The sequence below is a fragment of the Hymenobacter sp. YC55 genome (genome assembly GCF_029433095.1).
Taxonomy (GTDB): Bacteria; Bacteroidota; Bacteroidia; order Cytophagales; family Hymenobacteraceae; genus Hymenobacter.
This window is the reverse complement of the sequence record NZ_JARNTX010000006.1, coordinates 1-16583: the sequence shown is the minus strand read 5'-3', so window position 1 is coordinate 16583 and position 16583 is coordinate 1. Positions and strand designations below refer to the sequence as shown.

At 57.0% G+C, this 16583-nt stretch carries 10 protein-coding genes; 4 read left to right on the top strand and 6 right to left on the bottom strand.

Translation table 11 applies throughout. From position 1 onward, the window contains the following. The first annotated feature begins 55 nt into the window (after nucleotides 1-55). From P1X16_RS26040 to P1X16_RS26030, 3 genes are all read left to right on the top strand, one after another. Nucleotides 56-961, top strand: a complete 906-nt coding sequence (locus P1X16_RS26040; protein ID WP_277235269.1) for a helix-turn-helix transcriptional regulator — start codon at nucleotides 56-58, stop codon at nucleotides 959-961. Between the two features lie 244 nt (nucleotides 962-1205). Further along, complete coding sequence (locus P1X16_RS26035) at nucleotides 1206-2027, top strand: SDR family oxidoreductase (RefSeq protein ID WP_277235267.1); 822 nt, start codon at nucleotides 1206-1208, stop codon at nucleotides 2025-2027. A gap of 68 nt (nucleotides 2028-2095) precedes the next feature. Then, nucleotides 2096-3100, top strand: coding sequence for an AraC family transcriptional regulator (locus P1X16_RS26030; RefSeq protein WP_277235265.1), 1005 nt, complete (start codon nucleotides 2096-2098; stop codon nucleotides 3098-3100). 45 nt (nucleotides 3101-3145) lie between these two features. Here P1X16_RS26030 and P1X16_RS26025 read toward each other — a convergent pair whose 3' ends face one another. The 4 genes from P1X16_RS26025 to P1X16_RS26010 all read right to left on the bottom strand — a co-directional run bounded on the left by P1X16_RS26025 (nucleotide 3146) and on the right by P1X16_RS26010 (nucleotide 9868). Beyond that, entirely contained in the window at nucleotides 3146-5521 is a 2376-nt protein-coding gene (locus P1X16_RS26025) for a GH92 family glycosyl hydrolase (protein ID WP_277235263.1), read from the bottom strand. Nucleotides 5522-5704: 183 nt separating this feature from the next. Continuing rightward, entirely contained in the window at nucleotides 5705-7102 is a 1398-nt protein-coding gene (locus P1X16_RS26020; RefSeq protein WP_277235261.1) for a sugar porter family MFS transporter, read from the bottom strand. Between the two features lie 131 nt (nucleotides 7103-7233). Further along, on the bottom strand, nucleotides 7234-8034 hold the full coding sequence (locus tag P1X16_RS26015) for a DeoR/GlpR family DNA-binding transcription regulator (protein WP_277235259.1): 801 nt from the start codon (nucleotides 8032-8034) through the stop codon (nucleotides 7234-7236). A 58-nt stretch (nucleotides 8035-8092) separates the two neighbouring features. After that, nucleotides 8093-9868, bottom strand: coding sequence for a class I mannose-6-phosphate isomerase (locus P1X16_RS26010; RefSeq protein WP_277235256.1), 1776 nt, complete (start codon nucleotides 9866-9868; stop codon nucleotides 8093-8095). Between the two features lie 361 nt (nucleotides 9869-10229). On the opposite strand from P1X16_RS26010, the gene P1X16_RS26005 reads away from it, so the two are divergent. After that, a complete protein-coding gene (locus tag P1X16_RS26005; protein ID WP_277235254.1) occupies nucleotides 10230-11078 on the top strand; it encodes an N-acetylglucosamine kinase in 849 nt (282 codons plus the stop codon). 324 nt (nucleotides 11079-11402) lie between these two features. On the opposite strand, the gene P1X16_RS26000 is transcribed toward P1X16_RS26005, so the two are convergent. Both P1X16_RS26000 and P1X16_RS25995 read right to left on the bottom strand, forming a co-directional pair. After that, entirely contained in the window at nucleotides 11403-13109 is a 1707-nt protein-coding gene (locus tag P1X16_RS26000; protein ID WP_277235252.1) for a RagB/SusD family nutrient uptake outer membrane protein, read from the bottom strand. A gap of 19 nt (nucleotides 13110-13128) precedes the next feature. Beyond that, on the bottom strand, nucleotides 13129-16410 hold the full coding sequence (locus tag P1X16_RS25995) for a SusC/RagA family TonB-linked outer membrane protein (RefSeq protein ID WP_277235250.1): 3282 nt from the start codon (nucleotides 16408-16410) through the stop codon (nucleotides 13129-13131). Nucleotides 16411-16583: the final 173 nt, after the last annotated feature.

The following is a 16583-nucleotide window of genomic DNA, read 5'->3' as shown; positions in this document are numbered from 1 at the left end:
CTAGGTTTGCTCTTTACCTGGCTTCGGGCTACTACGCGTATATTATCTTCACCTCATGAAACCCGCTGATTTTCAGGTGCTGCACACGGTTACGGAATACACCCGCTACTACGGGTTGCCCGCGCCGGCACATCCCTTACTCACGCTCATTAACTTATCTGAAATAAGCGGGCAGGCTATACCCGCCCCAATCGTAGCGCAGCTTTACACGATTGCCCTTAAGCGCGGGCTGAAGGGCACCGTGTACTACGGCCGCCAGACCTACGATTTTCATGATGGCCTGCTCACGTTTCTGGCGCCCGGTCAGGTGGTGATGGCCGATGCCAGCCTCGACATTTCGGAAATGAGCGGCTGGGCCTTGGTGTTTCATCCTGACCTGCTGCGCAAATACCCGTTGGGCCAGAAAATCACGGGCTACGGGTTTTTCTCTTATCAAGTGCACGAGGCGCTGCACGTCTCGGCCAAGGAAGAAAGCTTGTTGGAAAGTGTACTTCGCAGCATGCAGCATGAGTACGAGCAACCCCTCGATGCCTTCAGCCAAGACCTACTAGTCGCGCAGCTAGAGGTGCTGCTAGGCTACGCCAACCGGTTTTATCACCGCCAGTTTCTTACCCGGCGCCTGGCCGAGCACGATTTGCTTAGTCGCTTCGAAGCTCAACTCACCACCCACTTTGCGCAAGCCAGCAACTCCCCGCTGCCCACAGTGCAGCAGTTTGCTGAAGCGCTGCACGTCTCGCCTGCCTACTTGAGTGATATGTTGCGCGCGCTCACCGGCCAGACAGCGCAGCAGCACTTGCATCACGCCCTCATTGAACGCGCCAAGCAGTTGCTGCTCGGCACTTCGCTAACGGTCAACGAAACAGCCTTTCAGCTCGGGTTCGATTATCCGCACTATTTCACGCGCTTGTTCAAAAGCAAAACGGGCCTCACGCCAGCTGCCTTCCGCTTCTCAGCGCAATAAAAGCTGAGCGCTGTTTACCAGAGACTAGGCACTCAACCTTGTAAGGCATTTCCCGCTTCACTATAAGTGAGTATGGTCGCGTGTTGTGCTTTCTTAGCCGGGGTTAATAGCCAAGAGCAGGTGAAAACCTTCCTTGCCCGTGTGAATATGTAGGTGGCGCAATTGGATAGTAGAATGGCGCGGCTTGCTACAGTAAACGGTGTTGTTCCGCCGGTACTTTGTGCTACACTAACGGAAGCACGCCATGAACAACACCATCCTTATCACCGGTACTTCGAGTGGCCTCGGCCGGGCCACCGCCAAGCACTTCCACGCCCAGGGCTGGAACGTTATTGCCACCATGCGCACCCCCGAGCATGAAACCGAATTCAGCCAGATCGAACGTGTGCTCGTCACGCGTCTCGACGTTCAGGACCCAAGCTCCATCCAGTCGGCGGTCGACGCTGGTCTAGCCAAGTTTGGGCGCATCGATGTGCTTATCAACAACGCCGGCTACGGCGCGTACGGCCCGCTCGAAGCTACTCCATTCGAGAAAATTCAGCGTCAGTTCGACGTGAACGTGCTCGGCCTACTGGCCACTACGCAAGCTCTTTTGCCTCACTTCCGCCAAAATCGCAAAGGCACCATCGTCAACATCTCATCGGTAGGCGGGCGGCTGACCTTCCCGCTCGGCACGCTCTACCACGGCACCAAGTTCGCGGTGGAAGGTCTCTCCGAAGCGCTGCACTACGAACTTAGTCCACTCGGAATACAAGTGAAGATCATCGAGCCGGGCGGCATAAAAACCGACTTCGGGGGCCGTTCCTTCGACTTCAGCAACGACCCACAACTGCCCGAATACCAGCCATTCGTAGAAGCCGTGCTCGATGTGCTCGGTCCGATGATGGCGGCCGGTTCGTCGCCCGAGCATATTGCCGAGATTGTCTACGCCGCCACAACCGACGGCACCGATCAGCTCCGCTACGAAGCCGGTGAGGACGCTGTGCAGCTTCTGGCCAGCCGCCGCGCCGCCGACGACGCCACGTTCTTCGCCGGCATAAAAGCGCAGTTGGGACTTGGCGCGTGAGCTAGGCTTAACTGCGCCACCTCGACTACAGTGCAAGGTGATGGATACCTGCTTACTTTTAGCACCCCATGGCGACCCCTACACATAGCTATGCGCTTGATACAACCTGGCGCACACTGCTCAAAGACCTCGATGTGGTGCCTGCCAATGTGCTGCGGCGCGCTGGCCTGCCCGACGACCTGCTGCAGCAACCAACTGCGCGGCTGGCCTCCGAAGCATACTACCGACTCTGGAACGGTATCGAAGCGGAGATGGGCGACGCCCTCCTTCCCATCCGGGTGTGCGAAGCTGTTCGCAGTGAATCCTTTTCGCCACCGCTGTTTGCGGCGCTCTGTAGCCCCAACCTGCTGGTGGCGGCACAGCGCATTGCGCGTTACAAGACGTTGGTTGCGCCCCTGCGCTTCGACGTCACCGCCGGGCGCGACTTACTGACGATGGAGCTAATCTGGCTCGACGCGCCCTTGCTACCTCCCGAGTCCTTGGTGGTAATGGAGCTGCTGTTTTGCGTGACGCTTGCGCGCCTGGGCACGCGCGAATTGGTGCGCCCGGTTGAGGTCACAACCCCAGTGCTACCTTCGCCCTTAGCGCCGTACGAGGCCTTTCTCGGCGCGCCCCTGCGGCGGGGTGCCAAGCATCGGGTACTGTTTACGGCGGCTGATGCGCGGCGTCCGTTTCTTACCTCGAACGAGCCGCTGTGGGCCGCCTTCGAGCCCGAACTGCGTCAGCGCCTAGCCGACCTCGACGCGGCCGTAACAACTAGCAAGCGCGTGCGGGCGGCCTTGCTAGAAGGGTTGCCGAGCGGTCTGGTCACTTTGGAGGCCATGGCGCAGAAGCTCGCCTTAAGCAAGCGCACCCTTCAGCGCCGCATAGAGGCCGAAGGCACCAACTACCAGCAACTCTTGCAGGAAACGCGCGCGGCACTTGCGCAGCATTATCTCGAGAAGACCGCCCTGCCCGCCGCCGAAATTTCCTTCCTGCTTGGCTTCGACGAGCCGAACTCGTTCTACCGCGCGTACAGAACGTGGACTGGCACTACCCCCGACAGCGGGCGGCACGCACAGCAGCCTCGCTAAGGCAAGTTGTGATGGGCGCACTTTTAGTTGTAGCCCGGCCCGCAATCACTGTGCCGACGGTGGAGGGGTTTTGGTGCCCCATGTTTTGTTGGGTTGGCTGCCCATTGTGAATACCAGTTGTCCACCTTGCATCAGCTCGTCGCGATACAGCCAGCAATTGGCGAGCGGCTTGCCGTTGAATGCTGCGCTCTGCACGTACACGTTTTCCTTGGAGGTGTTTTTGGCTTCAATTACCAGCTTTTTCTGGTTGCCTAGCTGAATGGTGGCCTTGCTGAAAATGGGGCTACCTAGCTCTACAATGGGCCGGCCATCGGTGAAGCCTTTCACGTCGAATAAGCCCAGGGCCGTGATGACGTACCACGAACCTAGCTGCCCCTGGTCTTCATCCTGGCCGTAGCCGTAGCCGTGGATGGGCTCGGTGCCGTAGAAATCATCGCAAATCTGGCGGGTCCATTTCTGCGTGAGCCAGGGCTGGCCTGAGAAGTTGAACAGCCAGCTGATGTGCAGGCAAGGCTGGTTGCCGTGGTTGTAGATGGCGTTGACGCCGGCGAAGGCGTCGATTTCCTTGCCGCCGCCAAAGCCCGTCTTGGCCGAGGCCGTGAAGATGCTATCGAGGCGGTTGTTGAACTTCTCGCGACCTAGGGCCGCAATAAGCCCGGCCGGGTTTTGCGGCACGTAGAAGGAATACTGCATGGCATTGCCTTCCTGGAAGCCACGCCACGGCTCATAGGGCTTGAAGTTGCCCGCGAAGGTGCCATCAGCCAGCTTGGGCTGCATGAGCTTGTTCTGCGGATTCAGAATCTTTTTCCAGCCGTCAGAAAGCTTTATGAGCTGCTCGTAATCGGTCTTTTTACCTAGGCCTTTGGCCATTTGCGCCGCGGCGAAGGCGCTGTAGCTGTACTCTAGCGTGTGCGAATTAGAGAAGTAGGCGCCCGTGGAATCGGTTTTGTACCATACGCCTTGGTCTTGCTTGTAGCCTTCCTTGAAGGGCACGTAGCCGTACTGCGTGAAGGCCTTCACGTCCATCTTGCCCGAGCCAAATGGGCGGTTGCGCCAGTTCAGCTCGTTGGCGCGCACGGCTTGGTAGGCTAGGTTCACGTCGTAGTTGCGGATGCCGGCCTGGTAGGCGCCGGCAATAGCTAGCCCCACGAAATTGGTGCCCACCCCGGATACGTACTCACTGTTGGCTAGGCCGTCGCCGAACCAGCCCCGGTCGCGGTACACTTGCAGTTCCGTGTTCACGTAGTTGCCATACCACTCGGGGTACGACAGCGCCCAAAGCTGCGTGAGATTCCAGTAGCCGCCCCAGATGGCGTCGGTGTTGATGAACTCGGGCTTAGGGCCGGGGCCGCTGGCTACTAGCTTTCCGGTTTGGCCGCCGTGCTTGGGGTAGTCGCCGTTCACGTCACTGGCAATGCCGCGGCCTAGCAAGGCGTGAAACAGGCCCGTGTAAAACTTGGTTTTGTTCTGCTCATCGGGGCCTTCCACGGCAAGCTTACCTAACTCGCGCTGCCAGGTAGCTTGCGCCGCGGTGCGGGCCTGATCGAAGGTCAGGGTGCGAGCCTCGGCCATCAGGTTGGCCTTCGCATTGGCAATAGAGGTGTACGAGAGGCCTACTTTCAGTTCGATCTTCTCCTGTGCAGTGGTTTGATAATTAAGCACTAACCCCGCGCCTTTTCCTTTAGCTGAGTTTGTATTTGCCTGCGTGCCAGCCGCCGTAAACGCTCCTACGCTAGCCGGCTTCTTGCTGATTTCCCCGAAGAAGTACATGTTTACCTTGCCCTGGGGGTCATAGTTTTTCACGTACTTCGGGTAGGTATTCACAAAACCCTCCACGTGCGTAGCGTCTACCATCCGGATGCTGGCATCGGTCACTTCGTCGCTTTCACCCTGCTTGTTGCCGATGTCGAGAATGATGTGCGCTTGGTCGTTTTTGGGGAAGGTATAGCGGTGAAAGCCGACCCGCTTGGTGGCCGTCAGCTCGGAGGTGATGCCGTAGTCGTCGAGCAATACTTTGTAGTAGCCGGGCTCGGCCACTTGGTTTTTGCGGTCGAAGCGCGAGCGGTAGCCGGAGTCTGGCTTGTCAAGGTCGCCGGGCTTCACGCGCAGCTCGCCCGTGGTGGGCATGAAGCTCACGCCGCCCACTTGCCACTCGTGGAAGTGCACAAACCCTTCGATGGAGTTCTGGCGCGTGTCGTAGCCCACGGCTTCCCAACCCGAAGCGTTGCCGTAGTGGCCGTTGGTGGAGGGGGCTAGCTTGGCCATGCCGTAGGGCACCGCCGCCGGGGTGTAGAAAAACCAGCGGCTGTGCGCCGTGCCGATGTTGGGGTTCACGTACTTCAGCACGCTCTGCGCGCTGGTTTCGCCCACGGCCAATAGCAGCACCAAGGGCAACACGCCGGCAGGGTATGAGAGCTTCATATAACGGTTTTAAGTAATGTGGTAAAGTAGCGGGGTTAGAAAGTCAACATCTCTTCTGCCCGTCATGCTGAGCGCAGCCGAAGCATCTCGCGTGCTGACGTTGTGGTGCCTAATGAGTTTACCATACTAGCGAGATGCTTCGGCTGCGCTCAGCATGACCCAACTCGACATGGGCCTGATTCGCTACTGCCAGCCACGCTCAATTTCTTCCAGGCTGCGGCCCTTGGTTTCGGGCACGGCCCGCCACACAAAGAGGAAGGTGAAGGCCGAAAGCGCCGCGTAAAGCCCAAAAGCACCAGCTAGGCCGGCAGCCTTCACCAACGACAAGAAGGTATAGGAAATAAGCGTGCAGGCGACCCACAGGGCGACCGTAGCTAGTGAGGCTGCCCGGCCCCGCACAGCGTTCGGGAAAATCTCGGTAATCACGACCCACACGCCCGGCCCTAGCCCTACTGCGAAGCAGGCTACGTAGAGCATGATGAGGCCTAGCAGCAAGGGTCCTGGCGCGTGCAATTGCAACGCCACCACTAGCGCACCCAACGCCAGCCCCATGCCCCCCGACGCAAAGAGCAACAGCGGCTTGCGCCCTACCCGGTCGATAACGAACAGCGCCACCACGGTACCCGCGAAGTTGATACCCCCAATAAGCGCGTTGGCCCCGATGGCCGACGAGGCACTTTGCCCGTTGTACTCGGTGAAAATGATGGAGCCGTAGTACAGAATCGTGTTGATGCCCGTGATTTGCTGCAACACCGCCAACACCACCGCAATACGCAAGGGTCGGCGCAAGCGTGGTTGGTACACGTTGGCTTCTTCGCCGCGTTCGGCAGCTAGGGCGGCCTGGATTTCGGTGGCTTCGGTGGCCGCGGCGGCTGGGCCATTGAGGCGGGTAAGGGTGCCCATAGCTTCGGCCTCGCGGCCCCGGCCTAGCAGCCAGCGGGGACTTTCGGGCACCAACAGCAGCGTGAGCATAAACAGCAGCGAAGGCAAAGCCGCTACCGCAAACATCCAGCGCCACGACGCTAACCCTAGCTCGGCTAGGTAGTAGCTAGCAACGTAGGCCAGAAGAATACCCGTTACGATGGCCAACTGATTGAGCGTCACGAGTTGGCCGCGGATACGTGCCGGGGCAATTTCGGCAATGTAGAGCGGCACCAGCAGCGAGGCCACCCCAATAGCGAGGCCGCCCGCTAGCCGCGCCAGCACAAACTCGGTAAGCGTGCGGGGCACTGCCGCTGCCAGCGCCGAAAGCGTGAACAGCAGCGCGGCCGCAAATAGCAGTCGACGGCGCCCGTAACGGTCGGTGAGCCAACCGGCAATGGCCGCGCCGGCTACCGCGCCGAATAGGATGGCACTAGCCGCAAGCTCGGTTTGCGAATCGGTCAGGCCGAAGTCCTTCTTCAAAAAGACCAAAGCGCCGTTGATGATGGCCGTATCAAAGCCAAAGAGCAGCCCGCCTAGCGCCGCCACGGCCGCAATCAGATACACGTAGCCGGCACTACCCGTTGGGCCGGCAGCGGGGGATGGTGGCCCTGCTACAGATGCGCGGGGAACGTAACCGGAAGAGGCTTGAGGAGGCATAGCGGGTGGGGAGTGGGGAGCTAGTGAGTAGTGTCATGCAGGAGGCGCTCATAAGCTTGCGCCTAGTTAAGTGCCGTCGTCCGCCCCAACCTAGGCTAGGCATAAGCGACGGGGTTGCTAGTCTAAGTGGCTCACACCAGCAGCACTTCTATTCCTTGCGCGCGAAAAGGAGCTACCTGAGCCTCGGTAGCGCCCGAGTCCGTGATGAGCTGATGCACCTCCGCGGCGGGGCAGATGAGGGCCGTGGCAACGGTACCTAGCTTGGTGTGGTCGGCCACCACAATGCGGCGCTTCGCCTGCCGTACCATGACTTGAATCACGGCGGCTTCCTCGGGGTGCAGGGAGGTCAGGCCCTTCTCAGCGTCAATGCCGTTGACGCCGATAAAGACTTTATCAACAAAGAATTGGCTGAGCGCCTGCGCCGTGGCGGGTCCCACCAGCGAAAACCAACCGCCCGTCAGGAAGCCGCCCGTTACGAACACGCGCACATCGTTGCGGTGGCTCAGTTCCATGGCTACGTTCACGGTGTTAGTAACGACGGTCACGTTGGCTTCCGGCCGCAGGCTGCGCGTGACTTGGGTAGTGGTGGTGCCGGCGGTCAGGGAAATTGTCTCGCCCGGCTGGATCAGGGCCGCGGCAGCCAGCCCGATGCGGCGCTTCTCGGCTAGGTTGCGGTCAATCTGCTCATGAAAGCTAGAGTTGTAGCGAAAGGGCTCGTACAGCAGCGGCTCCCGCGGCACCGCGCCGCCGTGCGTGCGCCGGAGCCGGCCGCGCTGCTCCAGCTCTACCAGGTCGCGCCGCACTGTAGCCACCGACACACCAAATTGCGCCGCCAATTCATCGACGGCTACGGTGCCGGTGTGCAGCAACTTTTCGATGATGGTTTGGGCGCGCAGCGCAGCGGCATTATCGGAAGTCAGTAAGTCGGACACGATCAGTAGCGGGGTTTTAGATTATTCTACAGGTAAAGCTGGCCGTCGAATAGTGGCCCTAGGCCTGCGTGCGCACGTAGGCTTTCATGGTGGCGCACTCAGTGCCGATGGCCGAGCCGTGGGGCCGAATGGTGTAGGCGCCTACCGCAGCGGGCACGATAAACGTCTCGGCGTAGTGCACCACGAAAGGCTCGAAGGCACCACTTGGGCTTTCGACAATGGCTTCCGAGCCCTGCACGAGGTTGAGCACCTGTACGCCGCCGTGGGTGTGGTGCGGCACCACATCCGTAAACCAGTGGCGGCGCGTCTCGATGAACTCCCGCTCGTGCAGGCCCGTGCGCTCTTCCCGCCAGCCGAGGCCGGAGGCCACGGGCTCTATAGGGTTCACTAAGTGCTGTTCCACCCAAGCTGTGGTGCGGTCGGGCTGAATATTGGCCGCGCCGTGGGCTAGGTGGATGGGCCGGGGCCGACCATCAAGACCTAGCCGCTCCCAATCCCATAGCTTGAAGGTGAAGATGTAGGGGGTAGCCGAAATTTCCAGTACCATGCCATTGGCGCCCGAGCAGTGAATAGTGCCCGCCGGAATCAGGAAGTGGTCGTGGGGACGCGCCGGAAACTCGTTGATGTACTTGGCCGCGGGGAAAGGAGCGGTGCTGTCGTCTTGGGCACGCTGCAAATCCGCCAGCATAGCCGGGAAATCAGCGTCTTCCTTCAAACCTAGGTACACCACTGCGCCCGGCTCGGCATCCAGCATATAATAGCTTTCGTCTTGGGTGTAGGCTAGGCCAAATTTATCGTAGGCGTACTCGGTGAGCGGGTGCACTTGCAGCGACAGATTGCCGCCGCCCATGGTATCGAGAAAGTCGAAGCGGATGGGAAACTCGGTGCCGAAGCGCCCGTGCACGGCCTCTCCTAGTAGTTCGCGGGGATGGGCGAAAACCAGGTCGATGCTCGGAATTTCCACGCGCGCCTCCCCAAAACCTAGCAGCAGCGAGTTCTCTTCGGGCACACAGTCGAAGCCCCAAGCGTAGTTGGCCGGACCATCAGGCAAGTCACAGACTTCGCGCAGCCACTGTCCGCCCCACGGGCCGGGGTCGAAAAACGGCACCACCCGGAAAGGCCGCCGCACGGTGGCCGCCAACCCAGCCCGCAAGTCGGCGCCGCTGATGAGTTTGGGAGCAGCAGGGTCGTTGGTATCGAGCAGGAAGTCGGCGCGGGGTAGCACTTGCTTTTTCAAGCGGTCGGCCGCGCGCCAATCCACGAAATAGGCTCGCTTGTACTTCAGGCTAGCTTTTTCAGTAAAATTGTCGGTACCTAGGTTGGCGATTTCGCCACGCCGCTGCCGTAGCTGAATTTCCCAGCGGGCAAGGTCGGCGTACACCAGCACGGTAGGAGTTGGGCACACCAACGTAGCGCCAGTACCGATTACAACCACCAACTGACCCGCTGCCGAAGTCAAGGCCGCTTGCGCCGTTTGCAGCTTCTGTGGGTCGAAGAAATCGGCTACGGTTAGCCCGTTCAGCCGGCCGAAGACGGGGTCGTCGGTGAGCGGACCTGCTACCATAGCGTCGATTTCGCTAGCAGGCCGGTATAAATCGTTGGCTATCAGGCATTGACTTGGCTGCAACGCTTGCACTAGCTCCTGCTGTAGTTGCCGCAGGTCGGTGCCCGGGTAGCATTCTACCACTAGCACCAATGGTTGGCCGGGAATAGTTGGTTTAGCCAGGAGTGCCTTTTGCAGCGCGCCCATAATGGCAAGCCACCCGGTTTGGCAAGCATCAGCCTCCGCTGCTACTGGCACAAAGGGAAACTTGTCGTAGTTGGAGGAGCGCATGCCGCTAGCAGTTGGGAATGTAATAGAAGAGAATACTGGCACTCATTAAGCAACCGGCTTAAGATTCCTGACTCGAATCCAATCGAGTGTGCTTCAATCGCACAGTTTTTCACTTACGCAGCTACGCCTGTTGTCTAAGCCACTCCAAATATCAGCTGGTGATGTACTATTGATACCGAGACTTGTTTCACAAATATTGATAATAAAATGATCGTTTCAAGTAAAAACGATCATAAATAATTTTACTTTGCCTTCATACACCAGTGGCTTCAACTGGATTCGATTGTTCGAGCTTAAAAAAGCAACTCACTGGCTCTGTTCGTTTGCGTATCGCCACCCATTCTTTCCCCTACTTATCTCCATGATTCTGATAGCAGATGGTGGCTCCACCAAGACCACTTGGTGCCTAGTCGATGCGCACAGCAAGCGCTCCTTTTTTCACACAGAGGGCTATAATCCAGAATTTATCGGCACTGCGGGTATAATTGCCTCCCTGCAGCAAAACCTGCCGACCACGCTGGTCACAACTGACGTCACGGAACTGCACTACTACGGGGCTAGTGTGGTTTCACCGCTGCAAGTGGCTACCGTGGCCAATGCCATGCAAGCAGTATTCAAGACGGCTCGCGTGTTTGTGGGCCACGACTTGCTGGCAGCGGCGCGGGCGTTGCTCGGTCGTCGACCAGGATTTGCGGCCATTCTCGGCACCGGCACCAACTCGTGCGTTTACGATGGAAAGCAGATCACCCACAATGTAGATTCACTGGGGTATTTTCTGGGCGACGAGGGCAGTGGCGCTTTTATTGGCAAGCAACTACTGCGCGACTATTTGCGCGGGCTGATGCCTACTGATTTGGATGCAGAATTTCGAACTAGCTACAGCTTAGAGCGGGAAGCTATTTTAGACCATCTATACAACCAGCCCTTTCCAAATCGATTCGTAGCCAGCTTCGCCAAGTTTGCCTACGACAACCATAGTTCAAGCTACTGCCAGCAAGTGGTGAAGGAGGCATTTGAGCTATTCTTCCGAAATATTATTACCAAATATTCCAACTATCAGGCGTATACCTTCAACTGTGTGGGGTCGGTCGGGTATAATTTCCGCGATGCGCTAACCCAAGTAGCCACGGCGCACGGAATGACCGTCGGCAAAATCATCTGCGCGCCTATCGACGACCTAGTTTCCTACCACTTAGCAGAGGCATCCTGACTTTTCAGCCCAGACGTGCCTTCACACGGCAAGTATGGAAGTAGAGCAGGAGATGTATAAGGCGCCATAATAGGAGTATTTAGTGCACGTCGTACACCTAAATCCTCCTATTGCTATTTGTTTCTAGCACGTTACGCGACCTTACGTTTCGTTAGTATCCGTAGCCTGACTACAATAAGTGTCTGCTTAAGTAGCTCGATTGTGCTCCTCACTTTTACGCAAAATCATGGCATAGCAAGTCGAATTCAACTTGCTATGACATGATTGATTGCTTTGCCCTCTACGGTTTGAGGCCGCTAATTCTAGTTAAGAGCGGGGCACAAATTAGTATCCAGGATTTTGAACGAGTTGCGGCGAAACATTGAGTGCGTTGAGCGGAATAGGGTAGATCTTGGTGTGGTCGTCGGCATCGGCCGCTTTATCCCACCAAGTAGTGGTGTTAAATTTACCGAAGCGGATGAGGTCAATGCGCCGGCGGCCTTCCCCGATGAATTCGCGGCCCCACTCGTCGAGCAGTTCTTGCTCGGTGAGGGTAGCTCCTCCGGCAGGATACAGGCTAGCCGAGCCCGTTGGATAGTTACGGCGCCGTACCGTATTGAGTAGTTGCGCCGCGGTTGCGCGGTCACCCGCCCGGAACTTGCACTCGGCCAGCATGTAAACTATTTCAGCCAAGCGTATCTCCGCGTAATCTGCCTCAATCTTGTTGGGGTCGGTAGACGGATAGAAGGGGTACTTCACCATGAAGATGCCCGAGTTCTGGTCGGCGTTGTTCATATCCGACGTTTTGTTGGCTAGCACTTGGTTAGGCTTCGTGTACTTAAACAAACCTACTTGGTCGCGCAAATATAGCGTGTAGCCGCGGGTACTCTTGACGGTATCCCGGTTGTTGTTGTAGGTGAGGTAGCCCTGCAAGAACATGCCTTCGCGCTTGCTATTGCCCAAGTTCTTGTAGTTGGTCAAGCGCACATCATCGGCGTACTTCTGAAACTTAACGAAGGGCTTGCCCTGCACAAAGGGGTATTCTCTGTTATCGACATCGTGGCCCGGTTGCAATGCGTACCGAGGGTTGCCGCTACCGAAATCAGTGAATCCCATGTATCGGATCGGCACATTGTAGGGAAGCCCCCAGAAGTACATGCCCCCTTCGTACTGCCAGTGCGAGCGGCCAAACGAGCCCGGGAAGGCAAAAATAGTTTCCGACGATTGGTCATTGTTCCAGTCGAATGGGGCATCCCAGCGGCTCTCAACGGCATACGAGCCGTATTTACCGCCGATAATATCCTGACACACCGTCGCGCAATCAGCATAGTGGTCTTGGCCGATATACACGTTGGCATTCAGGTAGAGGCGACCAAGTAGGGCGGCCGCGGCCGCCTTGGTCCAGCGCCCTTGAAACTGTGCGGTACCCGGGTCTCCTTTCGCCAGCAAGTCGGGTAGGGCTTCCTTCAACTCCGTTTCAATGAAGGCGTAAGCCTCCTGGGGCGTTGATTGCGCCGGACCTATTTTTTCGCCTTTTACCTTAGTAATAAGCTGAATATTGCGGAACAAGTCCAGTAAGCGCAGATGATACCAGGCCCGCATAACGCGCAGCTCGGCAATGAGCTGTTTTTGTTCCGCCACCGGCAGATTAAATCGAGTTGGGTCAAGAGCTTGAATATCCTCCAGGGAGTTCGTCGCTAAAACAATACCCTGATTTAGCAGCGTCCAGGTGTCGTTGATGTAGCCTTCCTGTATGGTCCAGGTGTGGTAGTGGGCCCGCGCATACTGCCCGCCATCAAACCAGTCACCTTCCCGGTTGGGCGTCATGATTTGATCGGCGCTCAACTCCTGTAATTGATAGGGCGCCCCCTGGATGGTGTTGTAGCCGTGCTCGAACGTGCGCAGAAAAACCCGGTACACGTCATTTTTAGTTTGAATAAAATTGTCGGCCGTCGTGCGGTCGTACAGAGTTTCGTCCAGGTCCGTGCAGCTGCTCAACCCGGCCAGTAGCAAGGCCGCCGAAAAACCGGCGTACGTTTTGATAGATTTCATAGGATGCAGAGAGAGGCGTTTAGAGACCGAACTGCAGACCAAAAAGGACCTGCGTAGTGGAAGGGTAGTACTGACGGGTGCCGTTATTGTCGGAATTTGTGGGAATACCCGGGTACAGCCCGTTAACGGGAATGATGTCGGGGTCACCACCCGTGTAGCCCGTTACCGTCAGGACGTTCTTGGCCGCGGCGTACAGACGCAGCGAGCGAGCGTACTTCGACTTGAACTGGAAAGTATAACCCAAACTCACGTTGTCCAGCTTCACAAAATCACCCCGCTCCAGGAAGTAGTCAGACAGCACACTGGTGGTTGTGTTGCTGGTGAGCTTGGCGTACTTGCTGTCATCGTAAGCCGAAGTCAGCACGTTGGCGTTGGATTGCGTTGCCGGAGTGCCGATGTAGAAAGCCCGGGTGTTGAACACATCAAATCCCAGCACGCTCCGAAAGAAAACCGACGCGTCAAAGTTCTTGTAGGTGAACGTGTTGCCTAGACTTAGCGTGTACTTCGGTAAGCCATTGCCCACCACTTGCCGGTCGTCAAGAGTTGCCTGGTTGCCCGGCACGATATTGCCATCCTTTGTATATACCAGCAGGCGGCCGCCGTCGTCAACCCCTGCCGACTTCAGCATGTAGAACGAGCCGACGCGCTGTCCTTCTTCCAGACGCTGCGCATTACCAGGTGAGCCGGGGGAAGGCAAGCCTACTACATCAATAAATTTTCCACCTTGATACTGGTTGTTAGAGAAAGAAACGAACTGGTTACCGTTTGTTGCCCCAGCAAAGGAAATAGCGTATTGAAAGTTGGGTTTGCTGATAATAGGTGCGTTTATCTGCACTTCCACGCCCGAGTTATCCAAGTTGCCCACGTTAGCATACGTAAATTGCTGCGGGTTGGGCGCTATTGGCACCCTGTAGTCGCCTAGCAGGTTTTTATTTCGACGGGTATAATAGTTTACGCTACCTGTAAGCTTACTATTGAAGAGGGCAAAATCAACCCCCAAATTAAAGTTCTGTGCTTCTTCCCAGCGCAGGTTGTCGTTGAGGTTTTGGTTGGGCCCGTATACTTGGTAGTACGTGCCATTAAACATGTAATACCCGAACCCGGTGTAGGTAAGCAGCGAACGGTAATTGCCGAAATCCTGGTTGCCCGTCACGCCGTAGTCGGCCCGCAGCTTCAACTCGTTTATCCAGTCCTGACCGGCCATAAAGGGTTCTGCCCCGATGCGCCAACCCACGGACGCCGCCGGGAAATTACCCCACTTGTTGCTAGTGCCAAACTTGGTTGAGCCCTCGCGGCGCAAGCTGGCGGACATGAGGTACTTGTCTTTAAACGAATAGTTGACGCGGCCGAAAAAAGCAATCAGCTTGGAGTCATCTTTATAGCTGCGCACATCGTTGCGGCCGGCTATCTGCCCATATAATCCGGTGCCAATATTGTTGTACGTCAGGGCATCGGACGGGAAATCACGGTTGTAAATCTCGTTGCCTTCGCCCGTGAAATATTGGTACGAGTACCCCGCTAAAGCCTGCAAGGAATGATCTTGCACGTCGAGGGAGTAGTTGCCTATCCACTCCAGACTACGTTGGTCGTTGCGGCTGTAGTTACGCCTAGCGGAGTTCATACCCCCTTCATTCTGCGCGGCAAACGTGGAAGTAGAAGGCCGGAAAAAGAAGTCAAAATTGTCGGTGGTAAACTGCCCGTACGTAACCTGGGTGCTCAACGTGGGTAGGATGTTGAGCTTAAAGGTGGCGTCAAAGTTTAAGATTTTACCTTCCCTGCCGCTCAATTCCGTTTGCAGCCGTTCGGCCGGGTTAAAACGGCCATCAAATCCGCTTTGAATTGTGTTATACCGCGTTGGATCATTCGGATCCCGCACCGGAATCGTCGGGTTCAGCGTCAGTCCCTGCTCGAAGCTGCCGTAATCGGCGTTGCGGATATTAACGTAACGTGGGGCGAAGTTCAGCCCAAGGGAATAAAGCTTGCTCGGCGCATTGTGGTTCAGGGAAATGCGCGCGCCATACTCCTGACGGCCCGAGCGCACGTCAATGCCTTCGGCATTGCGGTAGTCGACCGTAGCCCGGTAATTGCTGTTTTCCGTACCCCCCGACGCACTAAGAGAGTGCTTCTGCGCGAAGGCGTAGCTACGGGTGAGTTCCTTTTGCCAATTCGTTTTAGCACCGTAATCTGTGCCGCGCTGCTGAGCTAGAAACTCGTCGGCGGAAAGCACTTCAGGCTGTAGCGTCGCGTAGTCAAACGTAGTGTAAGCGTTGTAGTCGAGTTGATTGTTTTTAGTACCCTTTTTGGTGGTAACCACAATCACGCCGTTGCCGCCGCGCGTGCCGTAAATGGCCGAGGCCGCACCGCCCTTGAGCACGTCAATGGACTCAATATCGTTCTGGTTGATGTTTTCCAGGTTGCCCCCGGGTACGCCATTGATTACGATAAGCGGGCCCAGTCCGGCGTTGCGCGACGAGACCCCCCGCAGCTGAATGCTAGGCTGCGAGTTCGGATCAGCGGCCGAACCGTTGGCGATGGTAAGGCCCGCTACCTTGCCTTGTAAGGCCGTAAGCGGATTGATAGCGCCCACCGTCAATAAATCCCGGTTGTCGACGTGAGTAACCGTGCTAGTTACTTCTCTTTTATCGAGACTACCATAGCCGATAACCACCACGTTATCTAAGGACTGGCTGTTTTCCTGCAAGGCTACTTCAAGCCCCGTAGTGGCTTCCTGCACGGTAACCTCCTTGGGGTTGAAGCCGATAAAACTGAATTGCAACACGCTGCCCGCGGGCACTGTCATCGAAAAGTTTCCGTCAACATCGGTCGTAGTGCCCTGCGTGGTGCCTTTCACCACGACGGTCACCCCGGGTAGGCCCTGGCCTTTGCCTTGCGTAACACGGCCGGATACGGGTACATCGGCAGCACTGGCATCGGGTCGGGCTTGACTGAGAATTACCCGCCCTTTGCGCACTTCCAGCTGCGTCTTGCGCGGGGCCAACAGTTCACTGAGCACCTGCGCCAGCGGCTTATCGGTGACGCGCAACGTTACCCGCCGATCCGAGCCAATGAGCTGTGGACTGTAAACGAAGTGGACGTTTAGCTGCTTCTCCAAGGTGTTCAACACCGATTCAATGGTCTGCGACTCGGCCTGAAACGTCACGCGACGTTCCAGAACTAATTCTTGCGCCACACTTGGGCTAGCAATGGCCACGGTAGTCAGTGGCAGAGCTAAAGCAGACTGGAGCGCTAGTACCCGCAGGGGATACCCAAGTCGCTTCGAAAAAAGTAAGCTGTTTTTCATGCACAGAAAACGATTGCGGTGGGAGTTAAAGAAAAAACAGGGTCCTATTACGCCTGTTGAAAGCGTGCTATTTAGCAGAAAACCAACTAGTTAAACTGCAACTAAGGATCAAAAGGGAAGGGGCAGCAAGGCGCTGCTGCCGGCTATGACGAAGGTCTATTGCGAGCAGCCAT